This is a genomic window from Acinetobacter sp. LCT-H3 (assembly GCF_001866125.1).
Classification (GTDB): domain Bacteria; phylum Pseudomonadota; class Gammaproteobacteria; order Pseudomonadales; family Moraxellaceae; genus Acinetobacter; species Acinetobacter schindleri.
This window is the reverse complement of sequence record NZ_MODX01000002.1, coordinates 18784-39374: the sequence shown is the minus strand read 5'-3', so window position 1 is coordinate 39374 and position 20591 is coordinate 18784. Positions and strand designations below refer to the sequence as shown.

The following is a 20591-nucleotide window of genomic DNA, read 5'->3' as shown; positions in this document are numbered from 1 at the left end:
TCGTAATCACACCGAAGATAAAGCATATTTTTCTATAATATTCATACTTTTGCCGTATAATTTTAAAAATCCCAATAAAATCTTATGAATGTAATTCACTTTATTGGATCAAATAAAATTATCTTTATTTCTATTCAAATAAGTTTGCAGAAAAACTATTTTTTTCGGTTTATTGTTTTTTATTAAGCTCAATAAAACTTATAAAATTTAAGATTCAGAATTACTTTCACACTAATTTATATTTAAAGTGATCACTAAAGATAATGATGATAATAAAATTTTAATTAGTAGAAAAAATACTTAATAAAAAAAGCCACTTATATAAGTGGCTTTTTTATAAGAAGAATTTTGGTGGAGGTGGCGGGAGTTGAACCCGCGTCCGCCAACATTACGCTCGAGAATACTACATGCTTAGATATCGTCTATTGGTTTAGCTCTTTGTGACCCGACGAACAGGGTACAAATCGCGATCCTTTAAGATTTAGTACGAAACCCCAAGGCTTGATTTCATACGGACTTGTGTGCGTTCGCTTCAGTCGGGACCCCTAACCACAAGTATTCAGGGATGCGGACAAGCTGCCCTTAGGCAGCTAGAGCGTAAGTTTCGTCGTTTGCGACTATTAAAATGCAAATTTTATTTACGAGAGAAAATGCGCTCTCGGCATGCATCTATGAGTTTCATCATCAGCGTCGAAGCCAAGAACACCCCCAAAGTACGGAGCAATCATAGCATAACTGGTAAAAAATACGATGCATTTTCTACACAAATACACTTTTGAATACGCCTGATTACATAATTGCGCTAATATTTAAAAATTCAAGTCAGTATTTAAAAAAATTATGAGCTATTTATTGGCCCTTGATCAGGGAACGACGTCTAGTCGTGCAATTATTTTTAATGAACATGGACAGGTTCAAGCGACAGCTCAAAAAGAAACACATATTCAAACTCCTCGTTCGGGTTGGGTCGAGCAAGATGCCTTAGAAATTTGGACTACCCAAATTGGTGTGGTTCAGCAAGCGATCGCTTCTACGGGAGTTCTAGCAAAAGACATTAAAGCGATTGGACTTACCAATCAGCGTGAAACCACTGTGGTATGGGACCGTCGCAATGGCAAACCTCTGGCACCGGCGATTATCTGGCAGGACCGCCGCGCGACAGAGTGGTGTAATCAGCTGATTCAGCAAGGCTTGATGGATCAGGTACAACAAACAACCGGTCTACGCATTGACCCCTATTTCAGTGCCGGAAAGCTGGTCTGGTTATTAGAAAATACTGAGGGTTTACGTGCCTTGGCAGAACAGGGACATGTCGCTTTTGGCACCATCGATAGCTGGCTGATCTGGAACCTGACCCAAGGCGCTGAACATGTCATTGAAGCCAGTAATGCTTCCCGTACCATGCTGATGAATCTGCAAACTCAAAGTTGGGATGAAGGCCTACTGGATCTGTTTAATATTCCAGCTGCAGTCCTGCCAAGAATCATCAGCTCCGATTGCCATATTGCAGATACGGCACCTGGTTTATTAGGTGCTACCATTCCTATTACCGGTATTTTGGGCGACCAACAATCTGCCCTGTTTGGCCAATCTTGTTTTGAACCCGGCATGGCAAAAAACACTTATGGAACCGGCTGTTTTATGCTGTTTAATACTGGTCATGATATTCAACCGAGTCAGAACAAGCTGCTTTCTACACTTGCCTGGCAAGCACAGGGTCACACGACCTACGCACTGGAAGGCAGTATCTTTATGGCGGGTGCGGTGGTGCAATGGTTACGGGATGGTCTGGGGATTATTCAAAAAAGTTCAGATGTAGAAAAACTGGCCTGTAAAGTTCCAGATACAGACGGCGTAGTTTTGGTACCTGCCTTTACTGGTCTCGGTGCACCGCACTGGGACAGTGAAGCACGTGCTTTACTTTGGGGGATGTCACGCGGTACCAATAAGTCCCATATTGCACGTGCTGCTTTAGAATCTATAGCCTTCCAAGTATCCGATATTCTAACTGCAATGCAATCTGATATTGCTCATCCTTTAAAAGAACTCCGTGTCGATGGTGGCGCAAGTTCAAATGATATGTTGATGCAGTTCCAGGCTGATCTGCTGAATGTTCCTGTGCTACGTCCAAAAATGCTGGAATCCACCGCTTGGGGTGCTGCGGCGATGGCGGGCTTAAAATCAGGCGTATTTTCCAGCCTGGATGAGATTGCCCAGTCCTGGCAACTGGATCAGGCCTTTGAACCAAAAATGCAAAATGATGAACGTGAAGCTCACTTGGCCAAATGGCAAAATGCCTTAAAACGGGCCAAATCAGATTTATAAGCCATAAAAAACCGCTGAATATTCAGCGGTTTTTTTCATTATCTCAGCTTCTAGTAAGCATAAGATGCAATCGCAGTCGCAATCGGTTTAGCTTCATCATTAATCAGGGTCATGCGCATGGTACATCCCTTACGCCCCAGACGCAGGGTTTCTGCACGTGCAGTAAAGTATTTGCCACGCCCGGGTGCCAGATAGTCGACACGCATATCCACAGTCGCCAGACGTGAAACTTTTTTGCTGGTTTCTTCCATCTCTTCAGGGCTGGCTTTTTTGTACAGCTCACCCATTGCGGTAATTCCACCAATACTATCCAGAATGGTGGCAGCCACACCACCATGTAAAATCTGGAATGCCACATTGCCAATCAGATCCTTCTGCATTTCCACATATGCTTCAATCTGTCCATCCACAACGCGCATTTGCATACCGCAATATTGGTAGAATGGTGAAGCATTAAAAGCATCACACAACTGGTTGAATAGAACATTCTTATTCGAGCCTAAATCAATATTTCCTGTCCAACTTTTCTCTGCTACCGTCATAGTTTGCTCGAATAACCTTGATTAAATAAAAAAATGTATCCATTTGCCCTAAATGCAAATTAAGGCACTACAATACCCATAGTTTAATATTGATCAATGAGATTTTTATGACCTATACGTTCAATCGTCCCGCGTTTCCTGCAACTCGCATGCGTCGTATTCGTAAAAATGAACACCTGCGCTCAATGGTTCGTGAAACGCACCTCATGGCTGATCATCTCATTTATCCAGTATTTGTTTTACCGGGTCAAAACCAGACTCAAGACGTGCCAAGTATGCCAAATATTCAGCGTCTTTCGGCAGATCTGCTGGTGAAAAAAGCTGAACGCCTGCTTGAGTTAGGTGTCAGCAAACTAGCGCTGTTCCCGGTAACGCCACAAGAAGACAAAAGTCTGACTGCTGAAGCAGCATGGCATGAAGATGGTCTGGTTCAAACCACTGTTCGCCTGCTGAAAAAAGAATTACCAGAAATGGTACTGATTACCGATGGTGCATTGGACCCTTATACCACGCATGGTCAAGATGGCATTATCGATGAAACTGGTTATGTCTTAAATGAGGAAACGGTTGAATGTCTGATTAAACAGGGCTTAAGCCATGCCGAAGCCGGTGCGGATATTTTTGCACCAAGTGACATGATGGATGGCCGTATCGGCGCGATTCGTGAAGCTTTTGAAGCCAATGGTCATATCTATACGTCTATCATGGCCTACTCTGCCAAATATGCCTCCAGCTTCTACGGCCCCTTCCGTGATGCAGTAGGTTCTTCAAGCAACCTGAAAGGCGGCAATAAGTACAATTACCAGATGGATGTCGGCAACCGTGCCGAAGCCCTGCATGAAATCGCCTTGGATATTCAGGAAGGTGCCGACATGGTTATTGTAAAACCAGGCCTTCCTTATCTGGATATCGTACGTGAAGTCAAAGATACTTTTGGCATTCCAACCTTCGTGTATCAGGTTAGCGGTGAATATGCGATGCTGGCGGGTGCAATCCAGAATGGCTGGCTATCTGACAGCGTGATTCTGGAATCATTGATGAGCTGCCGCCGTGCTGGTGCAGATGGCATCTGGACTTACTTTGCGGAAGAAGCTGCAATCAAACTGAAAGAAATGAAATAGTCTGGAATGCCTTTCTTGATTCAAGGAAGGCATTTTTTTGGTTTAAACAAGATTCGAAAATAAGGGTTAAAACCTGATGCATATTGCCATCATCGGTGCAGGGATTAATGGACTCATGACTGCACTGGAGTTGATTGAACAGGGCTGTTCAGTAACGATTCTGGATCAGCAGCAGGCAGGAAAAGCTGCCTCCTGGGCCGGTGGCGGTATTCTTTCCCCGATGTATCCATGGCGTTATCCTCAGGCAGTCAATGCCTTGGCCAAATATGCCAAACCGCTATATCAGGCCTGGAATAACAAATTAAAACCAGTTACTGGCATTGATTTTGAAATTCATGAAACCGGCATGCTGATCTTTGATGAAGAAGATTTCGACATTGGCTATCACTATGCTGAACGACATCATGAGCCGATGCAGCAAGCGCTTTATATCGAGCAGGAACAGATTGAGCAGATCAATCCGCAGGTTTCATCCGAATTTAAACATGCTTTGTACTTCCCCCACATCGCCAATGTACGTAACCCTCGCTTACTCCAATCCATTATTCATTATTTAAAACAGCATCCCTACGTGCGTTGGCTAGAACATACGCCAGTTCGGAAAATAAAAATTGGTAGTGCACAAATTGATGCGGTGCAAACTGAACAGGGTGACTGGATTGCAGCAGATCATTTTGTCTTCAGCACCGGCGCATGGTCAGCACAATGGTCGCTGCAGCTAAAAAGAGATATCCCAGTGCATCCTGTTCAGGGACAGATGGTGTTGTTTAAAACGCCAGAACACTGGCTGCCGACCATGTGTATGAATCAGGTCATGTACCTGATTCCACGTCAGGATGGGCATATTGTCTGTGGTTCCAGCATGCGCGAAGTTGGTTTTAATACCACGCCTGCTGTCGAGATTCGTCAGAAAATTCTGGATGCCAGTTTTGAGATGGTTCCAGAACTGGCAGAATTCCCGATTGTCCAGGAATGGGCTGGCTTACGTCCCGGCTCACCGCAAGGCATTCCTTATATAGGTCAACTGCCAAATTTGAAAAATGGCTGGGCCAATTTCGGCCATTTCCGCAATGGCTTATGCATGGCGCCTGCTTCTGCTATATTGCTCAGACAGCTGATGTTCGGACAGTCGACTTTAGTGGATTCACAAGCCTATGCACCGGATCAGTTACAGCTTTTAACTGCGCTTGCCCAATAGATCCGTGAGTGCTTCCTTGATGCTTGGAAACTCAAATTCAAAGCCAGCATCTTGCAGTGCTTTAGGCTGGACATACTGACCATTTAAAATCAGTTGTGACTGCTCACCCAACATCCACTGCATAATACTGCCAGGCAAAGCGAATAGCGGTTTACGCTTCAGTAGCTCTGCTGCTGTCTGGCTAAAACGCAGCTGGCTGGTTTTCTCAGGCGCAACCACATTAAAGATATGAGCGTTGCTTTTTTCATGCAGCAGAAAATCCATCACGTTAAGCAGATCCTGGATATGCACCCAGGCGAATGGCTGCCGGCCACTCCCGATTCGACCCACCAGATTCATTTTGATTGGCATCAGCATTTGTGGCAAGATGCCACCTCTTCTGCCCAGCACCACACCAAAACGCATAATCTTGGTATTCTGATCAGTATAGGATAAGGCCAGCTGCTCCCACTGCGCACAAAGCTGAGACATGAAAATCTGTTGGGGCGCAGCTTCTTCCGTATACACCTGTTGCCATTGTTCTTGAGGATCAATACCGTAATAACCCACGGCAGATGTAGACAAAATACATTTCGGGAAAATCTGATTCTTTTTTAAAAATTCATAGAGTTGACGGGTCGTGTCTAATCGGCTCTGTAAGAGAATATCTTTACGCTCGGCAGTCCAGCGCTCTGCACCGATATTTTCACCCGCCAGATTAATGACATAATCAATCTGACGGGTACGCAGTTCATCAAAATCATTGATCCAGTGAAAATCTGGATGCATTTCCAAGCGATGGTGTTCACGCGTCAGGCCAATGACATGACAATCTAGTCCAAGAAAGTGTTTGACCGCATATTGGCCAATAAAACCACTAGCTCCGGTAATGAGTACGACAGGCTTATGCATTGTTATTCAGTCGCTGTTTTTCTTAGGTCCCAAACATTGTACTGAACTGGCCAATCTTTGCAGTTATCAAAAAATACCATTCATCGTAATGACTTACAGCAAAAGATATCAAGCCTGAATATTAAGGGGTTTCAGGCTTTTTTTTTAGACTAAAGTTCTAGTCACTTATGTGCAAATAATTTACTGAGAGCTACCAAACATTTTGTTGGCCATGCGCTGAGCCTGATTTCCATAGAACCAGTAAGTCAGCAGATACAATGGAATCGCAATCAACAGGAACATGATCACCACGACACTCATAAACTGCGGTTGTTGAAGATACAGTATGAAATCCTGCCAGGCATTCGGATTGGACCGGGTTGCGACCAGAATTCCCAATAATAAAAATGCCAGGTTATACCCCCAGAAAATCAGGCTGAATCCTAAAGTGATTTTTTTACGTTCGGCTTGTGTCGGTGCCCGACGGTTCTGACGAAGAAATTTAAATAATACCCAGATCATGGCCACCAGATACGGCACCATGGTCAGCACAGCCCCCATTCCCATCGGTATTAGGGCTGCAATCACGCCGCAAATACAGGTCATCACAAAACATATTAAAAAAAACCAGAGAAAATAGCGTTTTAGCGGCGCCATAGCCATCACTCACACAAAAGGATGCAGTCAGTATAAAAAAAAATGAGTTTTTTTTCATTGTATTGTCAACCGATCCTGTAAAGCTGACGTTATATAGGGTACAAGGTCACCAAATTTGTACCGGCATCCACAAATCTGTTTGATCTTTGCTAAAGCAATAAGACTCGTGTGCAGCAGAAAGTTTTGAATAGCAGCCAAAATTTTCTTAAACAGCATACTTTGACCGACGATTTCACCATCACTCGAATCGTCGGTCTTTATTTTTTGGTCTTCTAAATTTTTATTCCTTATTGCTCCAGTTTAAACATAGATAAAAAACAAGAAATTAAATTGCCTTATTAGGGTCAGATAAAAAGTAGTTGCCCAACCCGATACTGGTTTTCTCAGATCGAGCTCACTATACTGATATTTTTCATCCAGACCAAAACGATCATTCCTGCTTCGGAAGTAAGATTTTTGCTGGTTTCATCCATGCTTTTACCCACTTAGGGTGTTTAAACTTTTATAGGCTCAGGGGACATGGCAGTTCATTTTCTACATACATCAGATTGGCATTTGGGGCAATTTTTCCATAATCATGATCGTGAATTTGAACATCGCCAATTTTTGAGCTGGTTGCTGGAACAAATTAAACAAAAACAGCCAAATGCCCTGCTAATTGCAGGCGATATCTTTGATGTCATCAATCCGTCCTCCAGCGCTCAGAAACAGCTTTATCAATTTTTAACCAGTGCCCATGCACTGGCACCGCACATGCAAACCCTGATGATTGCCGGTAACCATGATTCAGGTTATCGCATCGAGCAGGTTGAGCCTTTTCTTGCCAAATTCAATGCACGTGCAGTCGGTGTCATCAGCCGCAAGGAAAATAACCAGCTGGATCTGGATCGTCTGATAGTGCCGATTTATAGCCCTGAACAGAAAATTGTAGCCTGGTGCCTGGCCTTGCCTTATCTGCGTAGTGCCGAAATTACCGGACTGAATGAACATACCACCAACAGTCAAAACGCGATTAGCTATCTGCATCAACAACTGATCGCTGAAGCCAAGGCACGTAAACAGCCAGATCAGGCGCTGATTCTGATGTCACATGCGCATATGCAAGGCGGAGAAACTTCGGATTCAGAACGTCCGATTGTAGTGGGACATGAAGAAGCCTTATCGACGGCGCTTTTTGAAGATGGTATTGATTATGTCGCGTTAGGGCATTTGCATAAGCCACAGAAAGTCGGTCAGGAACATATCCGCTATAGTGGCTCGCCTATTCCTTTGTCTTTTAGTGAATTGAATTATAAACATCAGGTTGTAGAGGTACGAATTGACCCGATGCAGTCAGATGAACAACGCTTTCAATATGAGCCTCTAATCATTCCACGCACTGTAGATCTGCTCCGGATTCGTGCCGACCTCAATGATCTGATTGACCAAGTCAAGGCCTTGCCGAATGGTGAAATTGATCAGCTGTTTGCACGCCATTTCCTGGAAATTGAATACACTACCACTGCGCCTCCCCCAGTAGATCTCAGACAGCAGATTGAACAGGCTTTGCCGCCAAACCGTTACCGACTGCTACGTATTTCCCGGATTTATCAGCAAGTAGCGGACTCAAGCACGCACATTTCTAAAATTGATCTGGCGCCTCCGACCCCGGAATCCCTGTTCGGTAACCTCTGGGAAAAGATGGGTTATGATCCGGATGACTCGGTAAAGCGTGATTTCCTGCAGCTGCTACATGAAGCCCAGCAAGATATTGATGTGCAGCAGCCATAAGGAAATGCCATGAAAATTTTACGTTTGAGTTTAAACAATCTGGCTTCTCTGGCAGGCACTCATGATATTCGCTTTGATGATAGCCCGTTGGCACATGCCGGCCTGATCGCCATTACCGGTAAAACTGGTGCAGGTAAATCTACCCTGCTGGATGCCATGTGTCTGGCACTGTATAACGAAATTCCACGTTTAAAAGGTGCAACTGGCAGTCTTAAAGATACGGGTGGACAGGATGTTTCCATCAAAGATTCTAAAAATATTCTGCGTCGTGGCACAACCACCGGCTTTAGTGAACTGGAATTTATTGCGCTGGATAGCAAGCGCTATCTTGCCCGTTGGGAAATCCGCCGTGCCCGCAATAAAATTGATGGCAATCTAAAAGTCGACCGTTATATCAAATGCCTTGATGATGACACCACGCTCACCCAAAAAATATCCGAAGTCACGCCACTTATTGAAAAACTGATTGGACTCAGCTTTGAGCAGTTTACCCGTGCTGTCCTGCTTGCCCAGTCTGAAGTGGGAGCCTTCTTAAAAGCCAAAGATCATGAACGTGCAGACCTGCTGGAATATTTGACCAATTCACAAATTTTCAGTGTAGTCAGTCAAAAAGCAGCACAAAAATTCAGTGAAGTAAAAAATAAGCGCAGTGATCTGGAAAAGCTGATTGGACATATTGAAACCCTATCCGAAGAAGATATTAACGCCTTAAAACAGCAACAGACGGCGCTGTCTTTACAATTACAGAATCTTCAGCAATCTGAAAAACTGCTAGAAAATGAGAAAAAATGGCATCTGGACCGACATAAGCTGTATGCCGAAGTCCATGCAAAAAAAGAAGTGTATGATGTCCAGTTGGATGCCATAAATAAATCTGCAGGACAGCAACAATTACTGGAACAGCTGGATGAATTCCAGTCTATCCGTGATCAATTTATTCAGCATTCCCGTTTAGAACCGAAAAAAATTCAGATTCAGCAACAACAGGCACAATTCACCCTTGAGTTTGAAACGCTAAAAAAACGCTTTACTGAAGAAGAAACCAAACTAGTAGCCTTGGAGCAACAGCAGCAGAAATTTCAGCAGCATTTAGACCAGATCAAGCCACATCTGGAAGCAGGTTTAAAGCTGGATCATGCTATCCATACGGTATCTGAACAGTATAAAAAACTGAATACGGAGCAAAATCAGTTTCAAACTACTCACCTACACCCCCTAGAACAGCAGTTAGCACAGCAGCAATTGGCCTTAAGTCATGCTCAGGCTAAACAGCAGCAGATTACTCAGCAGTTAACCCAGTCAGAATTTTTAAGTGTTTTTGATCAGGAGCCGCAAAGTACCCTGCAACGTATGCAGGACTATTTACAGCAGTATCAGCAACTATTGCAAAAAAATCCTGAAAGCCTAAATCAGCCTTTGTCTGCACTGGAAAAAACCGTTACCGAATTATCTGCCAAGCTCAACCACTGGATCCAGCAACATCAAAGTATTGAACAGTTAGACCAGCAACTTAAATCTGTTCAGCAGACCCTCCAACAGCATTATACCGAACAGCTTCAGCTTGATGGGCTAAAGCAACGCTTACGACAGACTCTGCAACAATCTCAAGAGTCAGAGCAGCTACAAACCTCTATAAATACCCAGCAACAGCAGCTGAAATTACTGCAAAATGCCGAACAGACTTTGCAGCAACAGATTCAATCTGAACAACAGGCTTATGAACAGCTAGAGCGGATTTTAGCTCAGCAGCGTTTATTGCATACACAAAGCGTGCAGGAACTGCGTGCCCAATTAAAACCTGATGAACCCTGTATGGTATGCGGCGGTCATGAACATCCTTTTACTCAAGGACAACATGAGCTACTGGACAAAAGCTTATGTCAGCTACAGGAACAGCAATTACAGCAAGCCAGACAACAGCTCGATCAGCTAAGTCAGACCCAGCAGCAGAAACAGATTGAAATCTCAAAGCTGCAAACTGTGATTGAACAGCAACAGCAGCGTTTGCAAGCACTCCAGCAGCAAATTCAGCAGCAACAGATTGAATATACAACGCAGCTGGCGAATTTAGGGGTTATTACTGAGAATGAAAATGACTTAAATCGTTTAACCCAACTTTTAAAAGACCACATTAATAATATTGTGAAGCAGACTGAACAGTTGCAACAACAGGAACAGCAGTTACAGCAGCTATTACAGCAATGGCGTCAGCAACAACAACACTTACATCAACTGCAATTGGTTCTGCAACAGCGGACCCAATTGGACCAGCTTATTCAACCCCTAATCAATGTATTGCCTGAGAACTTTGCATCTCAGGATCCGATAAAATGGTTATCCACTCTACAACAACAGTTACAACAACGCATGCAGCATTTAAATGTGCAAAAGCAACTGGAATCTGAGCTGCAAGCACAGCAACAAGCAGTTGATAAAACCCAATATCAGCTGCAAGTTGAACAGCAGAATTTTGCGCAACGCCACCAGTCTTTAGAGCAACTTATCCAGCAAGGTAAGGACTTACGCCAGCAACTAGCTGAATTGACCGGGCAACATGCAGGACAAGTATATCGGGTAGCTGCAGAGTGGCAGACGACTTTGGATCAGCAAACCAAAGCTTTGCAACAGCAACTAGACATCCAGCGACAACAAACCAGTCAGGCAGAAAAACAGCTGCATCAGGCCAATCTTAAGTTGCAGGATTTTATAACCCAACAAAAGCAGATTGATCAGCAACTTGAGCAATATCAGCAGAGTATTCAGGCTTGGCAGCAGAACCATCCACAGGTGACTACGACGCAAATTGAACAATGGCTGGGTATTGATCTCATCAGCCATCAACGTATCCGCCAGGATTTATCCAATCAAAAACAGGCACTGGAAAATGCCAAAACCGCATGGCAGTTACTCGAAGAACAATATCAGGCACATTTAAAACTGCAGCCTGAACATGAATTTGAAGAGATTGAACAAAAACTGGCTGCACTGATACAGGAAAAGACAGCACAACAAGAAACACTGAATGAAACCGATGCCAAACTGCGTATGAATGCCAACAACCAGAGTATGTATGCCAGATACCAGCATCAGATTGAACAGATTAAGGCTGAGGAATATCGTTGGGGTCGGATTTATGACCTGATTGGACATAAAGAAGGCACCAAATTCCAGAAAATTGCCCAGGAACATCATCTGGATATTCTGGTTGAATATGCCAATCAGCAACTCCAGCCTTTGGCTCCACGCTATCAGCTGCACCGTATTCCGAACAGTCTGAGTCTGGCGATTATTGACCTGGATATGAACAGTGAGGTCCGCCCTGTACTTTCGCTGTCCGGTGGGGAAACTTTCCTGGTATCACTCGCCTTAGCCTTGGCCATTGCCAATATGGCGTCTGGCTCGATGAAGCTGGAATCGCTATTTATTGATGAAGGTTTTGGAACGCTTGACCCAGCGTCCTTACATATGGTGATGAATGCTCTCGATCATCTGCAAAGCCAGGGCCGTAAAGTGGTGCTGATCTCACATATCCAGGAAATGCATGAACGGATTCCAGTCCAGATTCAGGTTAAACCCATTGGCTCTGGTGCCAGCACCATTCAGATTATAGGCTAGCGCTCATGAATATGACTTCACGCAGATTTTCAGCTGAATTCAGTTTACAACTAGAAAGCTTGCGTGGAGTGAGTGCAATTGTGGTGCTATTTAGTCACTGCTTTCAGGCTTTTATCGCCCCTTTTGATTTAACACTCTATTCCTGGGTTCGGCTGCTTGGTCAGGCCGCGGTGATGATGTTCTTTGCTTTAAGTGGCTATCTGATCGGAACCTCTATACAGAATAATATCCAGCAAAATAGCCAGTTTAATCTGTCTCACTATATCCGGCATCGCTGCCGTAGAATTTTACCGCCCTTCCTGTTTGCCCTCGCTCTGACCTTAACTTTATATATTCTGGCACCTTACTTCTTTAGCTCTCATACACATCAGTTTCAAAACAGTTTTGGCATGATGATTCGTACCACCTATAGTCTGGAGTGGGACAATTTTCTGGGTTCACTGTTCTTTTTAAATGGCTTTGTGACGCCCACGCTATCTGCCAATGCGCCACTATGGAGTTTAAGTTTTGAGGTCTGGTTTTATGTGCTGGCGGGCTTTTTGCCTTTTTTAAAACATTCTGTTATTGCCAAACTCAGTTTTGCTTTAGTGTTAATTACACTTACCGCACTTAATCCCCAATTTCTGATTTATTTGCTTGTATGGCTGACAGCCTTTGCCAGTTCATTTGGTCATATTCAACAGTATGTCTTAAATCATTTGAATTCACTCAAACTGGGATGCCTAAGCTTGGCTTTTTTCATTGCCTGTAGAGACGCCTATCACTTTCATATGATCGATCAGGCTAAAATTTATCGTGGTAACTATTTTGTGCCATTTAACACGTTGATAGGACTGGCTTTTGTCTGCTGGCTGATTCAACTGCAACAAAAACTCAGTTATTATCAACCAGTCTGGGTAAAGTCCGCGAGTTTTTCTTATACCCTCTATGTGACTCATTTTCCTTTACTACTGTTTATTTTGGGCTGCTTTCCACAAAGCCGTGCTTATGGGCTAGGGGGTGCTGTTCTGGCCCTAGTTGCGACTATGCTGGTTTTAGTTCTACTGGCTAGCTTAATGGCAAAATTACTCGAACCACAACAAAGAAAAGCGTTATCCCGCTCAATGCAATAACACTTTTCTTAACAATTCTAAAAACCTGTCTAAAAAATATAGATCCGTTAATTCTTTTTAGGACGTGCCCCAAACAAGGCGGTGCCGACCCGCACCATGGTTGAACCTGCCGCAATCGCTTCGGTCATATCCCCTGACATCCCCATGCTTAAAGTATCCCAATCCTCAGCTTTGGCATGTTGCATTTTAACCGTTTCGAATAAATCCTTGGCATCGGCAAAAGCCGCTGTATTGTCCGGCGCTGGAATCACCATCAGCCCACGTAAACGTAAATTGGGCAGCTGACTAATCTGTGCGACCAGATCTGCGACTTCATCTGGCTGACAGCCATCTTTAGTATCCTGCCCGTCGATATTCACCTGAAGACAAATATTTAGGGGTACTTGATCATCTTCGCGCTGATTAGACAGACGTTCAGCAATGATCAGACGATCTACCCCATGTACCCAGTCAAACTTCTCTGCCAGATGCTTGGTCTTGTTCCGCTGAACATGCCCAATAAAATGCCATTCAATCTCCAGATCCTGCAACTTTTCAATCTTATCCAGCGCTTCCTGCAAATAGTTTTCACCAAAACTGCGCTGTCCGGCTGCATACATTTCCGCCAAGATTTCCGCTGGATGTGTCTTTGAAACAGCCAGCAGCTGCACGGTCTGTTCATCACGACCAGCCTGCTGACATGCAGTGTGAATTTGGGCCAATACCTGATCTCGTGCGAGTTGCAACATTTTCATTGACGGAGTTCTCATTTCGTTCATATTTTTTTCCCTTGCCCCCCAACTAAGTGTTGGTTAAGCTGTGGGAAAGCCTTATTATTCTATCAAAATAAATAACATTTAAATGCCTTTGGGGACTTTATGGACATTACAGAATTATTAGCATTTTCTGCTAAAAATGGCGCGTCAGATTTACACTTATCTGCGGGGATGCCACCACTGATTCGTGTTGATGGTGAAGTTCGTCGTATTAACCTGCCTGCCCTAGAACATAAAGAAGTGCACAAGCTGGTTTACGATATCATGAACGATAAACAGCGCCGTGACTATGAAGAAAATCTAGAAACTGACTTTTCCTTTGAAGTTCCTGGCGTTGCCCGTTTCCGTGTCAACGCATTTAACCAGAACCGTGGTGCCGGTGCCGTATTCCGTACCATTCCTTCTAAAGTTTTAACCATTGAAGATCTGGGCATGGGGCAGATTTTTAAAGATATTTGTGACTATCCGCGTGGTCTGGTACTGGTCACTGGTCCAACCGGTTCAGGTAAATCAACGACACTGGCAGCGATGCTGGACTATATCAATGATAACCGTTATGACCATATTCTGACCGTCGAAGATCCAATTGAATTTGTACACCAATCCAAAAAGTGTCTGATCAACCAGCGTGAAGTGCATCGTGACACGCATGGTTTCAATGAAGCATTACGTTCTGCATTACGTGAAGACCCGGATATTATCCTGGTGGGTGAGATGCGTGACCTTGAAACCATCCGTCTGGCACTCACTGCTGCTGAAACCGGTCACCTGGTGTTTGGCACCCTGCATACAACTTCCGCTGCTAAAACTATTGACCGTGTAATCGACGTATTCCCGGCCGAAGAAAAAGACATGGTTCGTGCCATGCTGTCTGAATCATTACAAGCAGTCGTTTCACAAACCCTGCTCAAGAAAAATGGTGGTGGTCGTGTCGCTGCACATGAAATCATGATCGGTATTCCGGCCATCCGTAACCTGATCCGTGAAAACAAAGTTGCTCAAATGTACTCTGCCATTCAGACCGGTGCCAACTATGGTATGACTACGCTGGATCAGAGCCTGAAAACACTGGTATCTAAAGGCGTGATCAGCCCACAAGTTGCGCGTACTGCTGCTAAACAGCCTGAATCTTTCCTATAAAAAAATGTTTTTGATTTTCTCGGGGACGAAGTATGGATTTTAACGGCTTACTCGACTATATGGTGGCGCAAAAGGCATCGGATCTGTTCATTACTGCAGATGTCGAACCTTCAATTAAAGTGAATGGCTCAATTGTACCGATTGGATCAGTCAAATTACCTGGACCAGCAGTAGGCCAGATTCTGCATTCAATTATGACGGAAAAACAGCGCAAAGAATTTGCCGATACACGTGAGTGTAACTTTGCGATTACCAATCCCAGCAAATCAGCACGTTTCCGTGTCAGTGCATTTCAGCAGCGTGATCAGCCGGGTATGGTTCTGCGTCGTATTGAAACCGTCATTCCTACTATGGATGATTTAAAGTTACCGCCAATTCTGAAAGAACTGGCGATGACCAAACGCGGTATTATCATCTTTGTGGGCGCAACGGGTACCGGTAAATCGACTTCCCTCGCCTCTTTGATTGGTTATCGTAATGAAAATTCCAAAGGTCATATCATTACCATCGAAGACCCGATCGAATTTGTGCACCAGCATAAGGGGTGTATCATCACCCAGCGTGAAGTCGGGATCGACACAGATTCATTTGAAATCGCCCTGAAAAATACCCTGCGTCAGGCACCAGACGTGATTCTGATCGGTGAGATCCGTTCCCGTGAAACCATGGACTATGCCATTGCCTTTGCGGAAACCGGTCACCTGGTATTTGCCACCCTGCACGCCAATAACGCCAACCAGGCCATTGACCGGATTATTCACTTCTTTGAAGCAGACCGTCATAACCAGCTGTTTATGGACTTGTCTTTAAATCTCAAAGCGATGGTGGCACAGCAGCTAATCCCAACCATTGATGGCACAGGCCGTCGTGCCGCAATTGAGATTCTGATCAACTCACCTTTAGTTTCAGATTTGATCCGTAAAGGTGATGTGCATGAAATTAAAGACTTGATGAAGCGTTCACGTGAACTTGGAATGCAGACTTTTGACCAGGCACTGTATGACCTGTACAAGGCCAAACAGATCAGCTACAAGGATGCGCTGAAACATGCCGACTCTCCAAACGATCTGCGTCTGCAAATCAAGCTATCCGAAGAAGGTGGTGCACATCTGATGAATGCCGGCAGCAATATTACCTTTGATGGGCAATCTTAAGATTAAGTCATCATCCTCATATAAAAAAAACAGGCTTCCTTTGAAGCCTGTTTTTTATATCCAAGAACATCTGGCATTATTTTTTACGATAAGCGTCCTGACATTCAGGTTCATCGCAGTAACCATACAGATTCAGTGAGTGGCCTGTTAATTCAAAGCCGAATTTTTTCGCAACTTCGTGCTGTTCATGTTCAATCACGTCATTGGTGAATTCAACAACTTTATTGCAGTTTTGACATACCAGGTGATCATGGTGATCATCCTGCATAATTTCAAATACAGAATGATTATTTTCAAAGTGGTGACGCTGAATAATGCCCGCTGCTTCAAACTGTGTTAACACACGATATACAGTTGCAAGACCCACATCTTCCCCTTGATCGAGTAAAGTCTTGTAGATATCTTCCGCGCTTAAATGGTGCTGACGTGAGTTTTCTAATAGTTCTAATATTTTAATTCTAGGCAGGGTAACTTTCAGTCCAGCTTTGCGTAAATCTTGATTTGAAATAGGCATGTAAAAAGGTCTCTCAACAAAATTAAAGTTGGAATATGCAACAAAGTTTAGATGCAGTATGATCTATCCTTGGATCAAATGCATCATAATTAATTTGGGATAGTGTAGCAAAATGCAAAAAATCATGTTGACGTTATTCGTCACTTCATTGCTCGTCGGCTGTTCGACCTTAGGTGTGTACAAAGTTGATATTCCTCAAGGAACACCTTTAACTCAAGCACAAGCCTCTAAAATCCAGGTGGGAATGAGCCACCAACAGGTCCGCTTCCTACTTGGCAGCCCAACAGTGACAGATCCTTTAAATCCATTACGCTGGGACTACATCTACAATTATACCCCAGGAACCTATGCTAAAAAAGCCAACATTCCTGCTGCACGTGGTCAGCACTTAAAAATCTACTTCAATCCAAACGGTATTGTAGAGCGCATTGAAGGTCTAGAAACCATTCCAGCGTCACAACCCGGTTTACCTGGTTCAAAAGAAGCGATTCTGACAGCGCCACCACTATAATCGCTTTTCCATAAAAAAACCCCTGTATTTCTAGGGGTTTTTCTAATTAACTGCATAGGTTTATCAAATTACTGGCATTTTGCCGATTTTATGACGCATTTGATCAACCTCAAGATTGCCACAGCTTGGACCGATTACCTTTATTATAACGTCCTACAGGATTTTGCGCTGCACGTTTACGGCGAATATCCTTAGGATTAATGATCAACGCACGGTAAATTTCTATACGGTCCCCAGCATTCAAAAGCTGTGCATGATCCTGCAAGCGCACGCCAAATATTCCCAGATTCAAAGGTTCAGGCAATTCCACCTGATCGCGGATGCCGCTTGCAGCAATTGCATCCAGTGCAGTCATGCCCTGCTGAAACGGTACTGCAATATGAAACTGTTGCTCAGGGGCAGCATACGCCACCCAAATCAACGCTGACTGATTCATCAGAACCACTGCCCTAACACTGCAATAATGGCCACAACAATCGACACTGGTAATACCACCCGAACTGCAATACGCCAGATATTATAGAACGCCTCTGAACTGAAATTCATTGATTTACGAAGATGACTGATCTTCATGATCCAACCAGCAAACAAGGCATAGATCAGGCTGATCACCAGCCCCCAAAGGATCAGCAGGTTATTAAATACCGGTGTGATATTTGGAATCAACCAGACCAGTGTTGCCACCGCCACAATTACCCATTGAATGATGACATTTATCTGACGCTGTTGCAGCTGTTCACGCGCCATCTGTAACATCAGTGCAGCCGCAGCTACAATTGCAGCGATCAAGGCAAATGCAGGTACTTCAGCTTTTACCGCGAAGAAACCAAAAGCAATTACTGCAAGCAGTTGTGCAATCCAGATCGGTAATACTGTTTTGGTCGCTACATCCTGCTGTTTGACAGCAGCCAAACTAGACTGCCAGTACAAGCCCATGCCTAACCCGCTGGCTACCAGTGCCAGTACTGTTGCGTTACCCCATTCAGAGAATTGTACCGGAGTTACCTGCCATTCAGGCAGTGCTGTACCCATGACATTGGCAAGGACCAAGGATGCAATCACGCCTACAGTGGTAATTCCCACCAGAATTAGACGTGGAACTAAAGACAACAGCAAAGCCGCAATCACCAATCCAGCCAGGATGGCCGGTTGCTGCACTTCAAGATTGGCAATCGATACCACGTTAGAGGCATGATTCAGCATTGCACCTGCAAGAAATGGAATAAACACCACAGCCAGCCAGCCGACAATACGCCAACGCTGCGAACTGTCTGCCTCACGGGTCAGGCTCGACAATGCCTGTAATGCGGTGGTCTTGGAACGTTTCGCTAAAGCAATTTCCAGATAACAGACTGGAAGCGCCAGGATCAGCATTGTCGCTAACCACAACATCCAGAAATCAAGCTGACGATCAATCTGAATACCTGTTATTGGTGCGAGGGTCGCAATAATAAGAAAAGATAAACAAAAAGCCATCAGAGGCGATAACCATTTTGACATAGCATTGTCCTGCATGATGCATTCCTATAAAAATCTAGCGCTATTTTGCCTTGCATAGCGGTGAAAATCAAAAACAAAAAGCAAACCACCCGAAGATGATTTGCTGCGCAAAATAATCATTAGACTTTAATTTTTGTTATAGGGAAAAATTGCTTTATGAGAAGAAACGAGCGAACCAGTTTTTGCCCTTTTTCTTTTCTTTTTCTTTGATCAGGCCGATCATGTTTTCCTTCACCGCACCCACATAATCCGCGTCATCATGCTGAATATGGTTGATCAGCCATTTAGATAATACTTCATGCAATTCAGCTTCAATCGAATGTCCCATTTCAAAACGGTCACGATACGACTCAATTTTTTTAATGAACAGATCATGCACGCGTTTATGCGGTACACGATATTTATAACCCGCCTCTTCTTGAAGTGATTCTTCAAAAGTGAAATGCGATTGTGTGTAATCGATAATATTTTCTAGAATTTGCTTGACACGCGCACGATTTGTATTGACATCAATTTCGTCGATTTCATTAATGTAATCGAGAATTCGTTTATGCTGATCGTCAATCACATCGATACCAGTATTGTATTCTGGAACCCATTTCATTTTCATTACGACCACCTATAAATATTGAGGATTTATCACATAAATTGAAGCATATAGGGTATTGGTTTAAATAAAAATGAAGTGAATTAGTCGGCTTTAGTGGTAAAATTGTATTTTTATATTTAAGTATTTGTTATATATATTTAAAATTAATTTATTCTGAGCAAAAAGATCAGATATTAATTAACCAATAAGAGTTATAAGCTATTATTAATCTTTGATTTTTACATGAATATTAAACAAAAAAGACAGCATTTTCACTGTCTTTATTAGCTTCGAGATCAGTACTGATCTGCACGTGTTACCCGTTTGAGCGAAGGGTCCAGTCGCTCACGTTCCAGACGCTCTACGTGGGTCAGTTGAGAACGCACTTTTGCTCCATGCTGGAACAGAATCATCTCGCCGGGTTGGAAAGCCGTCCATTCCTCATTCTGGGTCAAGGGTTCCGTGGTAATCACAGCGACACGATCCTCGGGTGTGGTTACCTGACTAAAATCGACTTCTACCTCAATATCAATGAGTTGTGCAGGCTTAAATGGATATTCACGCACCAGCCAATGTAGCTTGGTAATGGCATAGGTAAACAGCGCCTGACCATTGGACAAACAAAAATTAAAAGTACCATGCTCGGCGATGGATGGCGAAATCTCGGTCAGCATATCAAAGATCTGATCCTGTTTTGGCTCATGATAACCAAAGCGCTTTACTAACTGATCAAGCAGATAACAGAAAGCACGTTCACTGTCGGTATTACCGACTGGCGTAAAACGGCCTGAGAGCTCTGGAAAAAAATTATGCAGGTCACCATTATGCGCGAAGATCCACTGACGTCCCCACAACTCGCGACTAAAAGGATGCGAATTTTCCAGATTAATTTTACCCTGAGTCGCCTTACGGATATGTGCGATCACATTACGTGATTTGATTGGGTAATTGCGGATCAGCTCGGCAATCGGTGATTCAACCGCAGACTGGTTGTCGACAAATAAACGGCAGGCTTTATCTTCAAAGAAAGCAATTCCAAAACCATCGGCATGATCTGAAGTAATCCCTGCGCGCTGTGAAAAGCCTCGAAATGAAAAGGTAATATCTGTTGGTGTCGCACAATTCATTCCAAGCAGCTGGCACATAATCTTCATTCAGGTATCGGAGTATTTATGCAGTTATTGTGCATGAGTCCCTGGGGCTTTTCAAATCTTGATC

Annotated in this window: 18 protein-coding genes and 1 other RNA gene; 9 read left to right on the top strand and 10 right to left on the bottom strand. The window is 43.8% G+C overall.

The window, feature by feature from the left end:
- Nucleotides 1-349 precede the first annotated feature (349 nt).
- Nucleotides 350-710: a transfer-messenger RNA gene (gene ssrA, locus BK820_RS01670) on the bottom strand.
- Between the two features lie 130 nt (nucleotides 711-840).
- Here ssrA and glpK point away from each other — a divergent pair.
- Nucleotides 841-2325 carry a glycerol kinase GlpK gene (gene glpK / locus BK820_RS01665; protein WP_071319908.1) on the top strand — a complete coding sequence of 495 codons (1485 nt, stop codon included), beginning with the start codon at nucleotides 841-843 and terminating at the stop codon, nucleotides 2323-2325.
- 50 nt (nucleotides 2326-2375) lie between these two features.
- Here the strand turns inward: glpK and BK820_RS01660 are convergent, their stop codons facing one another.
- Nucleotides 2376-2867: a thioesterase family protein gene (locus BK820_RS01660; protein ID WP_071319907.1), complete on the bottom strand. Its 492-nt coding sequence runs from the start codon at nucleotides 2865-2867 to the stop codon at nucleotides 2376-2378.
- 107 nt (nucleotides 2868-2974) lie between these two features.
- On the opposite strand from BK820_RS01660, the gene hemB reads away from it, so the two are divergent.
- Both hemB and thiO read left to right on the top strand, forming a co-directional pair.
- Nucleotides 2975-3988, top strand: a complete 1014-nt coding sequence (hemB, locus tag BK820_RS01655; protein ID WP_071319906.1) for a porphobilinogen synthase — start codon at nucleotides 2975-2977, stop codon at nucleotides 3986-3988.
- A gap of 76 nt (nucleotides 3989-4064) precedes the next feature.
- Complete coding sequence (gene thiO / locus BK820_RS01650; protein WP_071319905.1) at nucleotides 4065-5186, top strand: glycine oxidase ThiO; 1122 nt, start codon at nucleotides 4065-4067, stop codon at nucleotides 5184-5186.
- On the opposite strand, the gene BK820_RS01645 is transcribed toward thiO, so the two are convergent.
- Entirely contained in the window at nucleotides 5166-6077 is a 912-nt protein-coding gene (locus BK820_RS01645) for a TIGR01777 family oxidoreductase (protein WP_071319904.1), read from the bottom strand. The genes thiO and BK820_RS01645 overlap by 21 nt on opposite strands.
- Before the next feature lie 180 nt (nucleotides 6078-6257).
- Complete coding sequence (locus BK820_RS01640) at nucleotides 6258-6713, bottom strand: ABZJ_00895 family protein (RefSeq protein WP_071319991.1); 456 nt, start codon at nucleotides 6711-6713, stop codon at nucleotides 6258-6260.
- A gap of 519 nt (nucleotides 6714-7232) precedes the next feature.
- On the opposite strand from BK820_RS01640, the gene BK820_RS01635 reads away from it, so the two are divergent.
- The 3 genes from BK820_RS01635 to BK820_RS01625 are packed head-to-tail and all read left to right on the top strand — an operon-like array spanning nucleotide 7233 to nucleotide 13210.
- A complete protein-coding gene (locus BK820_RS01635) occupies nucleotides 7233-8483 on the top strand; it encodes an exonuclease SbcCD subunit D (protein WP_071319903.1) in 1251 nt (416 codons plus the stop codon).
- Between the two features lie 9 nt (nucleotides 8484-8492).
- Entirely contained in the window at nucleotides 8493-12098 is a 3606-nt protein-coding gene (locus tag BK820_RS01630; RefSeq protein WP_071319902.1) for an SbcC/MukB-like Walker B domain-containing protein, read from the top strand.
- Between the two features lie 5 nt (nucleotides 12099-12103).
- Nucleotides 12104-13210, top strand: a complete 1107-nt coding sequence (locus BK820_RS01625; RefSeq protein WP_071319901.1) for an acyltransferase family protein — start codon at nucleotides 12104-12106, stop codon at nucleotides 13208-13210.
- A gap of 47 nt (nucleotides 13211-13257) precedes the next feature.
- On the opposite strand, the gene BK820_RS01620 is transcribed toward BK820_RS01625, so the two are convergent.
- The gene (locus tag BK820_RS01620; protein ID WP_071319900.1) at nucleotides 13258-13944 is read right to left on the bottom strand and encodes a YggS family pyridoxal phosphate-dependent enzyme; all 687 of its coding nucleotides are present in this window, start codon (nucleotides 13942-13944) and stop codon (nucleotides 13258-13260) included.
- A gap of 123 nt (nucleotides 13945-14067) precedes the next feature.
- Between BK820_RS01620 and BK820_RS01615 the strand changes: the two genes are divergently transcribed.
- Both BK820_RS01615 and BK820_RS01610 read left to right on the top strand, forming a co-directional pair.
- Nucleotides 14068-15105 carry a type IV pilus twitching motility protein PilT gene (locus BK820_RS01615; protein ID WP_004811122.1) on the top strand — a complete coding sequence of 346 codons (1038 nt, stop codon included), beginning with the start codon at nucleotides 14068-14070 and terminating at the stop codon, nucleotides 15103-15105.
- 32 nt (nucleotides 15106-15137) lie between these two features.
- The gene (locus BK820_RS01610) at nucleotides 15138-16259 is read left to right on the top strand and encodes a PilT/PilU family type 4a pilus ATPase (RefSeq protein ID WP_048881346.1); all 1122 of its coding nucleotides are present in this window, start codon (nucleotides 15138-15140) and stop codon (nucleotides 16257-16259) included.
- Nucleotides 16260-16335: 76 nt separating this feature from the next.
- On the opposite strand, the gene fur is transcribed toward BK820_RS01610, so the two are convergent.
- A complete protein-coding gene (gene fur, locus BK820_RS01605; protein ID WP_004811125.1) occupies nucleotides 16336-16773 on the bottom strand; it encodes a ferric iron uptake transcriptional regulator in 438 nt (145 codons plus the stop codon).
- 112 nt (nucleotides 16774-16885) lie between these two features.
- Between fur and BK820_RS01600 the strand changes: the two genes are divergently transcribed.
- Nucleotides 16886-17284, top strand: coding sequence for an outer membrane protein assembly factor BamE (locus tag BK820_RS01600; protein ID WP_004811126.1), 399 nt, complete (start codon nucleotides 16886-16888; stop codon nucleotides 17282-17284).
- 109 nt (nucleotides 17285-17393) lie between these two features.
- Here BK820_RS01600 and BK820_RS01595 read toward each other — a convergent pair whose 3' ends face one another.
- The 4 genes from BK820_RS01595 to BK820_RS01580 form a co-directional block, all read right to left on the bottom strand.
- Entirely contained in the window at nucleotides 17394-17720 is a 327-nt protein-coding gene (locus tag BK820_RS01595; RefSeq protein ID WP_004811128.1) for an RnfH family protein, read from the bottom strand.
- The gene (locus tag BK820_RS01590; protein WP_071319899.1) at nucleotides 17720-18799 is read right to left on the bottom strand and encodes an SLC5/6 family protein; all 1080 of its coding nucleotides are present in this window, start codon (nucleotides 18797-18799) and stop codon (nucleotides 17720-17722) included. Before BK820_RS01590 ends, BK820_RS01595 begins: the two co-directional genes overlap by 1 nt.
- 139 nt (nucleotides 18800-18938) lie before the next feature.
- The gene (locus BK820_RS01585; protein ID WP_004893331.1) at nucleotides 18939-19394 is read right to left on the bottom strand and encodes a bacteriohemerythrin; all 456 of its coding nucleotides are present in this window, start codon (nucleotides 19392-19394) and stop codon (nucleotides 18939-18941) included.
- 275 nt (nucleotides 19395-19669) lie between these two features.
- Nucleotides 19670-20518: a class II glutamine amidotransferase gene (locus BK820_RS01580; RefSeq protein ID WP_071319898.1), complete on the bottom strand. Its 849-nt coding sequence runs from the start codon at nucleotides 20516-20518 to the stop codon at nucleotides 19670-19672.
- Nucleotides 20519-20591: the final 73 nt, after the last annotated feature.

What these genes read in the sequence shown, in the direction of transcription:
- glpK (WP_071319908.1), top strand. Translation starts at nt 841, where the DNA reads ATGAGCTATTTATTGGCCCTTGATCAGGGAACGACGTCTAGTCGTGCA.
- BK820_RS01660 (WP_071319907.1), bottom strand. Translation starts at nt 2,867, where the DNA reads ATGACGGTAGCAGAGAAAAGTTGGACAGGAAATATTGATTTAGGCTCG.
- hemB (WP_071319906.1), top strand. Translation starts at nt 2,975, where the DNA reads ATGACCTATACGTTCAATCGTCCCGCGTTTCCTGCAACTCGCATGCGT.
- thiO (WP_071319905.1), top strand. Translation starts at nt 4,065, where the DNA reads ATGCATATTGCCATCATCGGTGCAGGGATTAATGGACTCATGACTGCA.
- BK820_RS01645 (WP_071319904.1), bottom strand. Translation starts at nt 6,077, where the DNA reads ATGCATAAGCCTGTCGTACTCATTACCGGAGCTAGTGGTTTTATTGGC.
- BK820_RS01640 (WP_071319991.1), bottom strand. Translation starts at nt 6,713, where the DNA reads ATGGCGCCGCTAAAACGCTATTTTCTCTGGTTTTTTTTAATATGTTTT.
- BK820_RS01635 (WP_071319903.1), top strand. Translation starts at nt 7,233, where the DNA reads ATGGCAGTTCATTTTCTACATACATCAGATTGGCATTTGGGGCAATTT.
- BK820_RS01630 (WP_071319902.1), top strand. Translation starts at nt 8,493, where the DNA reads ATGAAAATTTTACGTTTGAGTTTAAACAATCTGGCTTCTCTGGCAGGC.
- BK820_RS01625 (WP_071319901.1), top strand. Translation starts at nt 12,104, where the DNA reads ATGAATATGACTTCACGCAGATTTTCAGCTGAATTCAGTTTACAACTA.
- BK820_RS01620 (WP_071319900.1), bottom strand. Translation starts at nt 13,944, where the DNA reads ATGAAAATGTTGCAACTCGCACGAGATCAGGTATTGGCCCAAATTCAC.
- BK820_RS01615 (WP_004811122.1), top strand. Translation starts at nt 14,068, where the DNA reads ATGGACATTACAGAATTATTAGCATTTTCTGCTAAAAATGGCGCGTCA.
- BK820_RS01610 (WP_048881346.1), top strand. Translation starts at nt 15,138, where the DNA reads ATGGATTTTAACGGCTTACTCGACTATATGGTGGCGCAAAAGGCATCG.
- fur (WP_004811125.1), bottom strand. Translation starts at nt 16,773, where the DNA reads ATGCCTATTTCAAATCAAGATTTACGCAAAGCTGGACTGAAAGTTACC.
- BK820_RS01600 (WP_004811126.1), top strand. Translation starts at nt 16,886, where the DNA reads ATGCAAAAAATCATGTTGACGTTATTCGTCACTTCATTGCTCGTCGGC.
- BK820_RS01595 (WP_004811128.1), bottom strand. Translation starts at nt 17,720, where the DNA reads ATGAATCAGTCAGCGTTGATTTGGGTGGCGTATGCTGCCCCTGAGCAA.
- BK820_RS01590 (WP_071319899.1), bottom strand. Translation starts at nt 18,799, where the DNA reads ATGCAGGACAATGCTATGTCAAAATGGTTATCGCCTCTGATGGCTTTT.
- BK820_RS01585 (WP_004893331.1), bottom strand. Translation starts at nt 19,394, where the DNA reads ATGAAAATGAAATGGGTTCCAGAATACAATACTGGTATCGATGTGATT.
- BK820_RS01580 (WP_071319898.1), bottom strand. Translation starts at nt 20,518, where the DNA reads ATGTGCCAGCTGCTTGGAATGAATTGTGCGACACCAACAGATATTACC.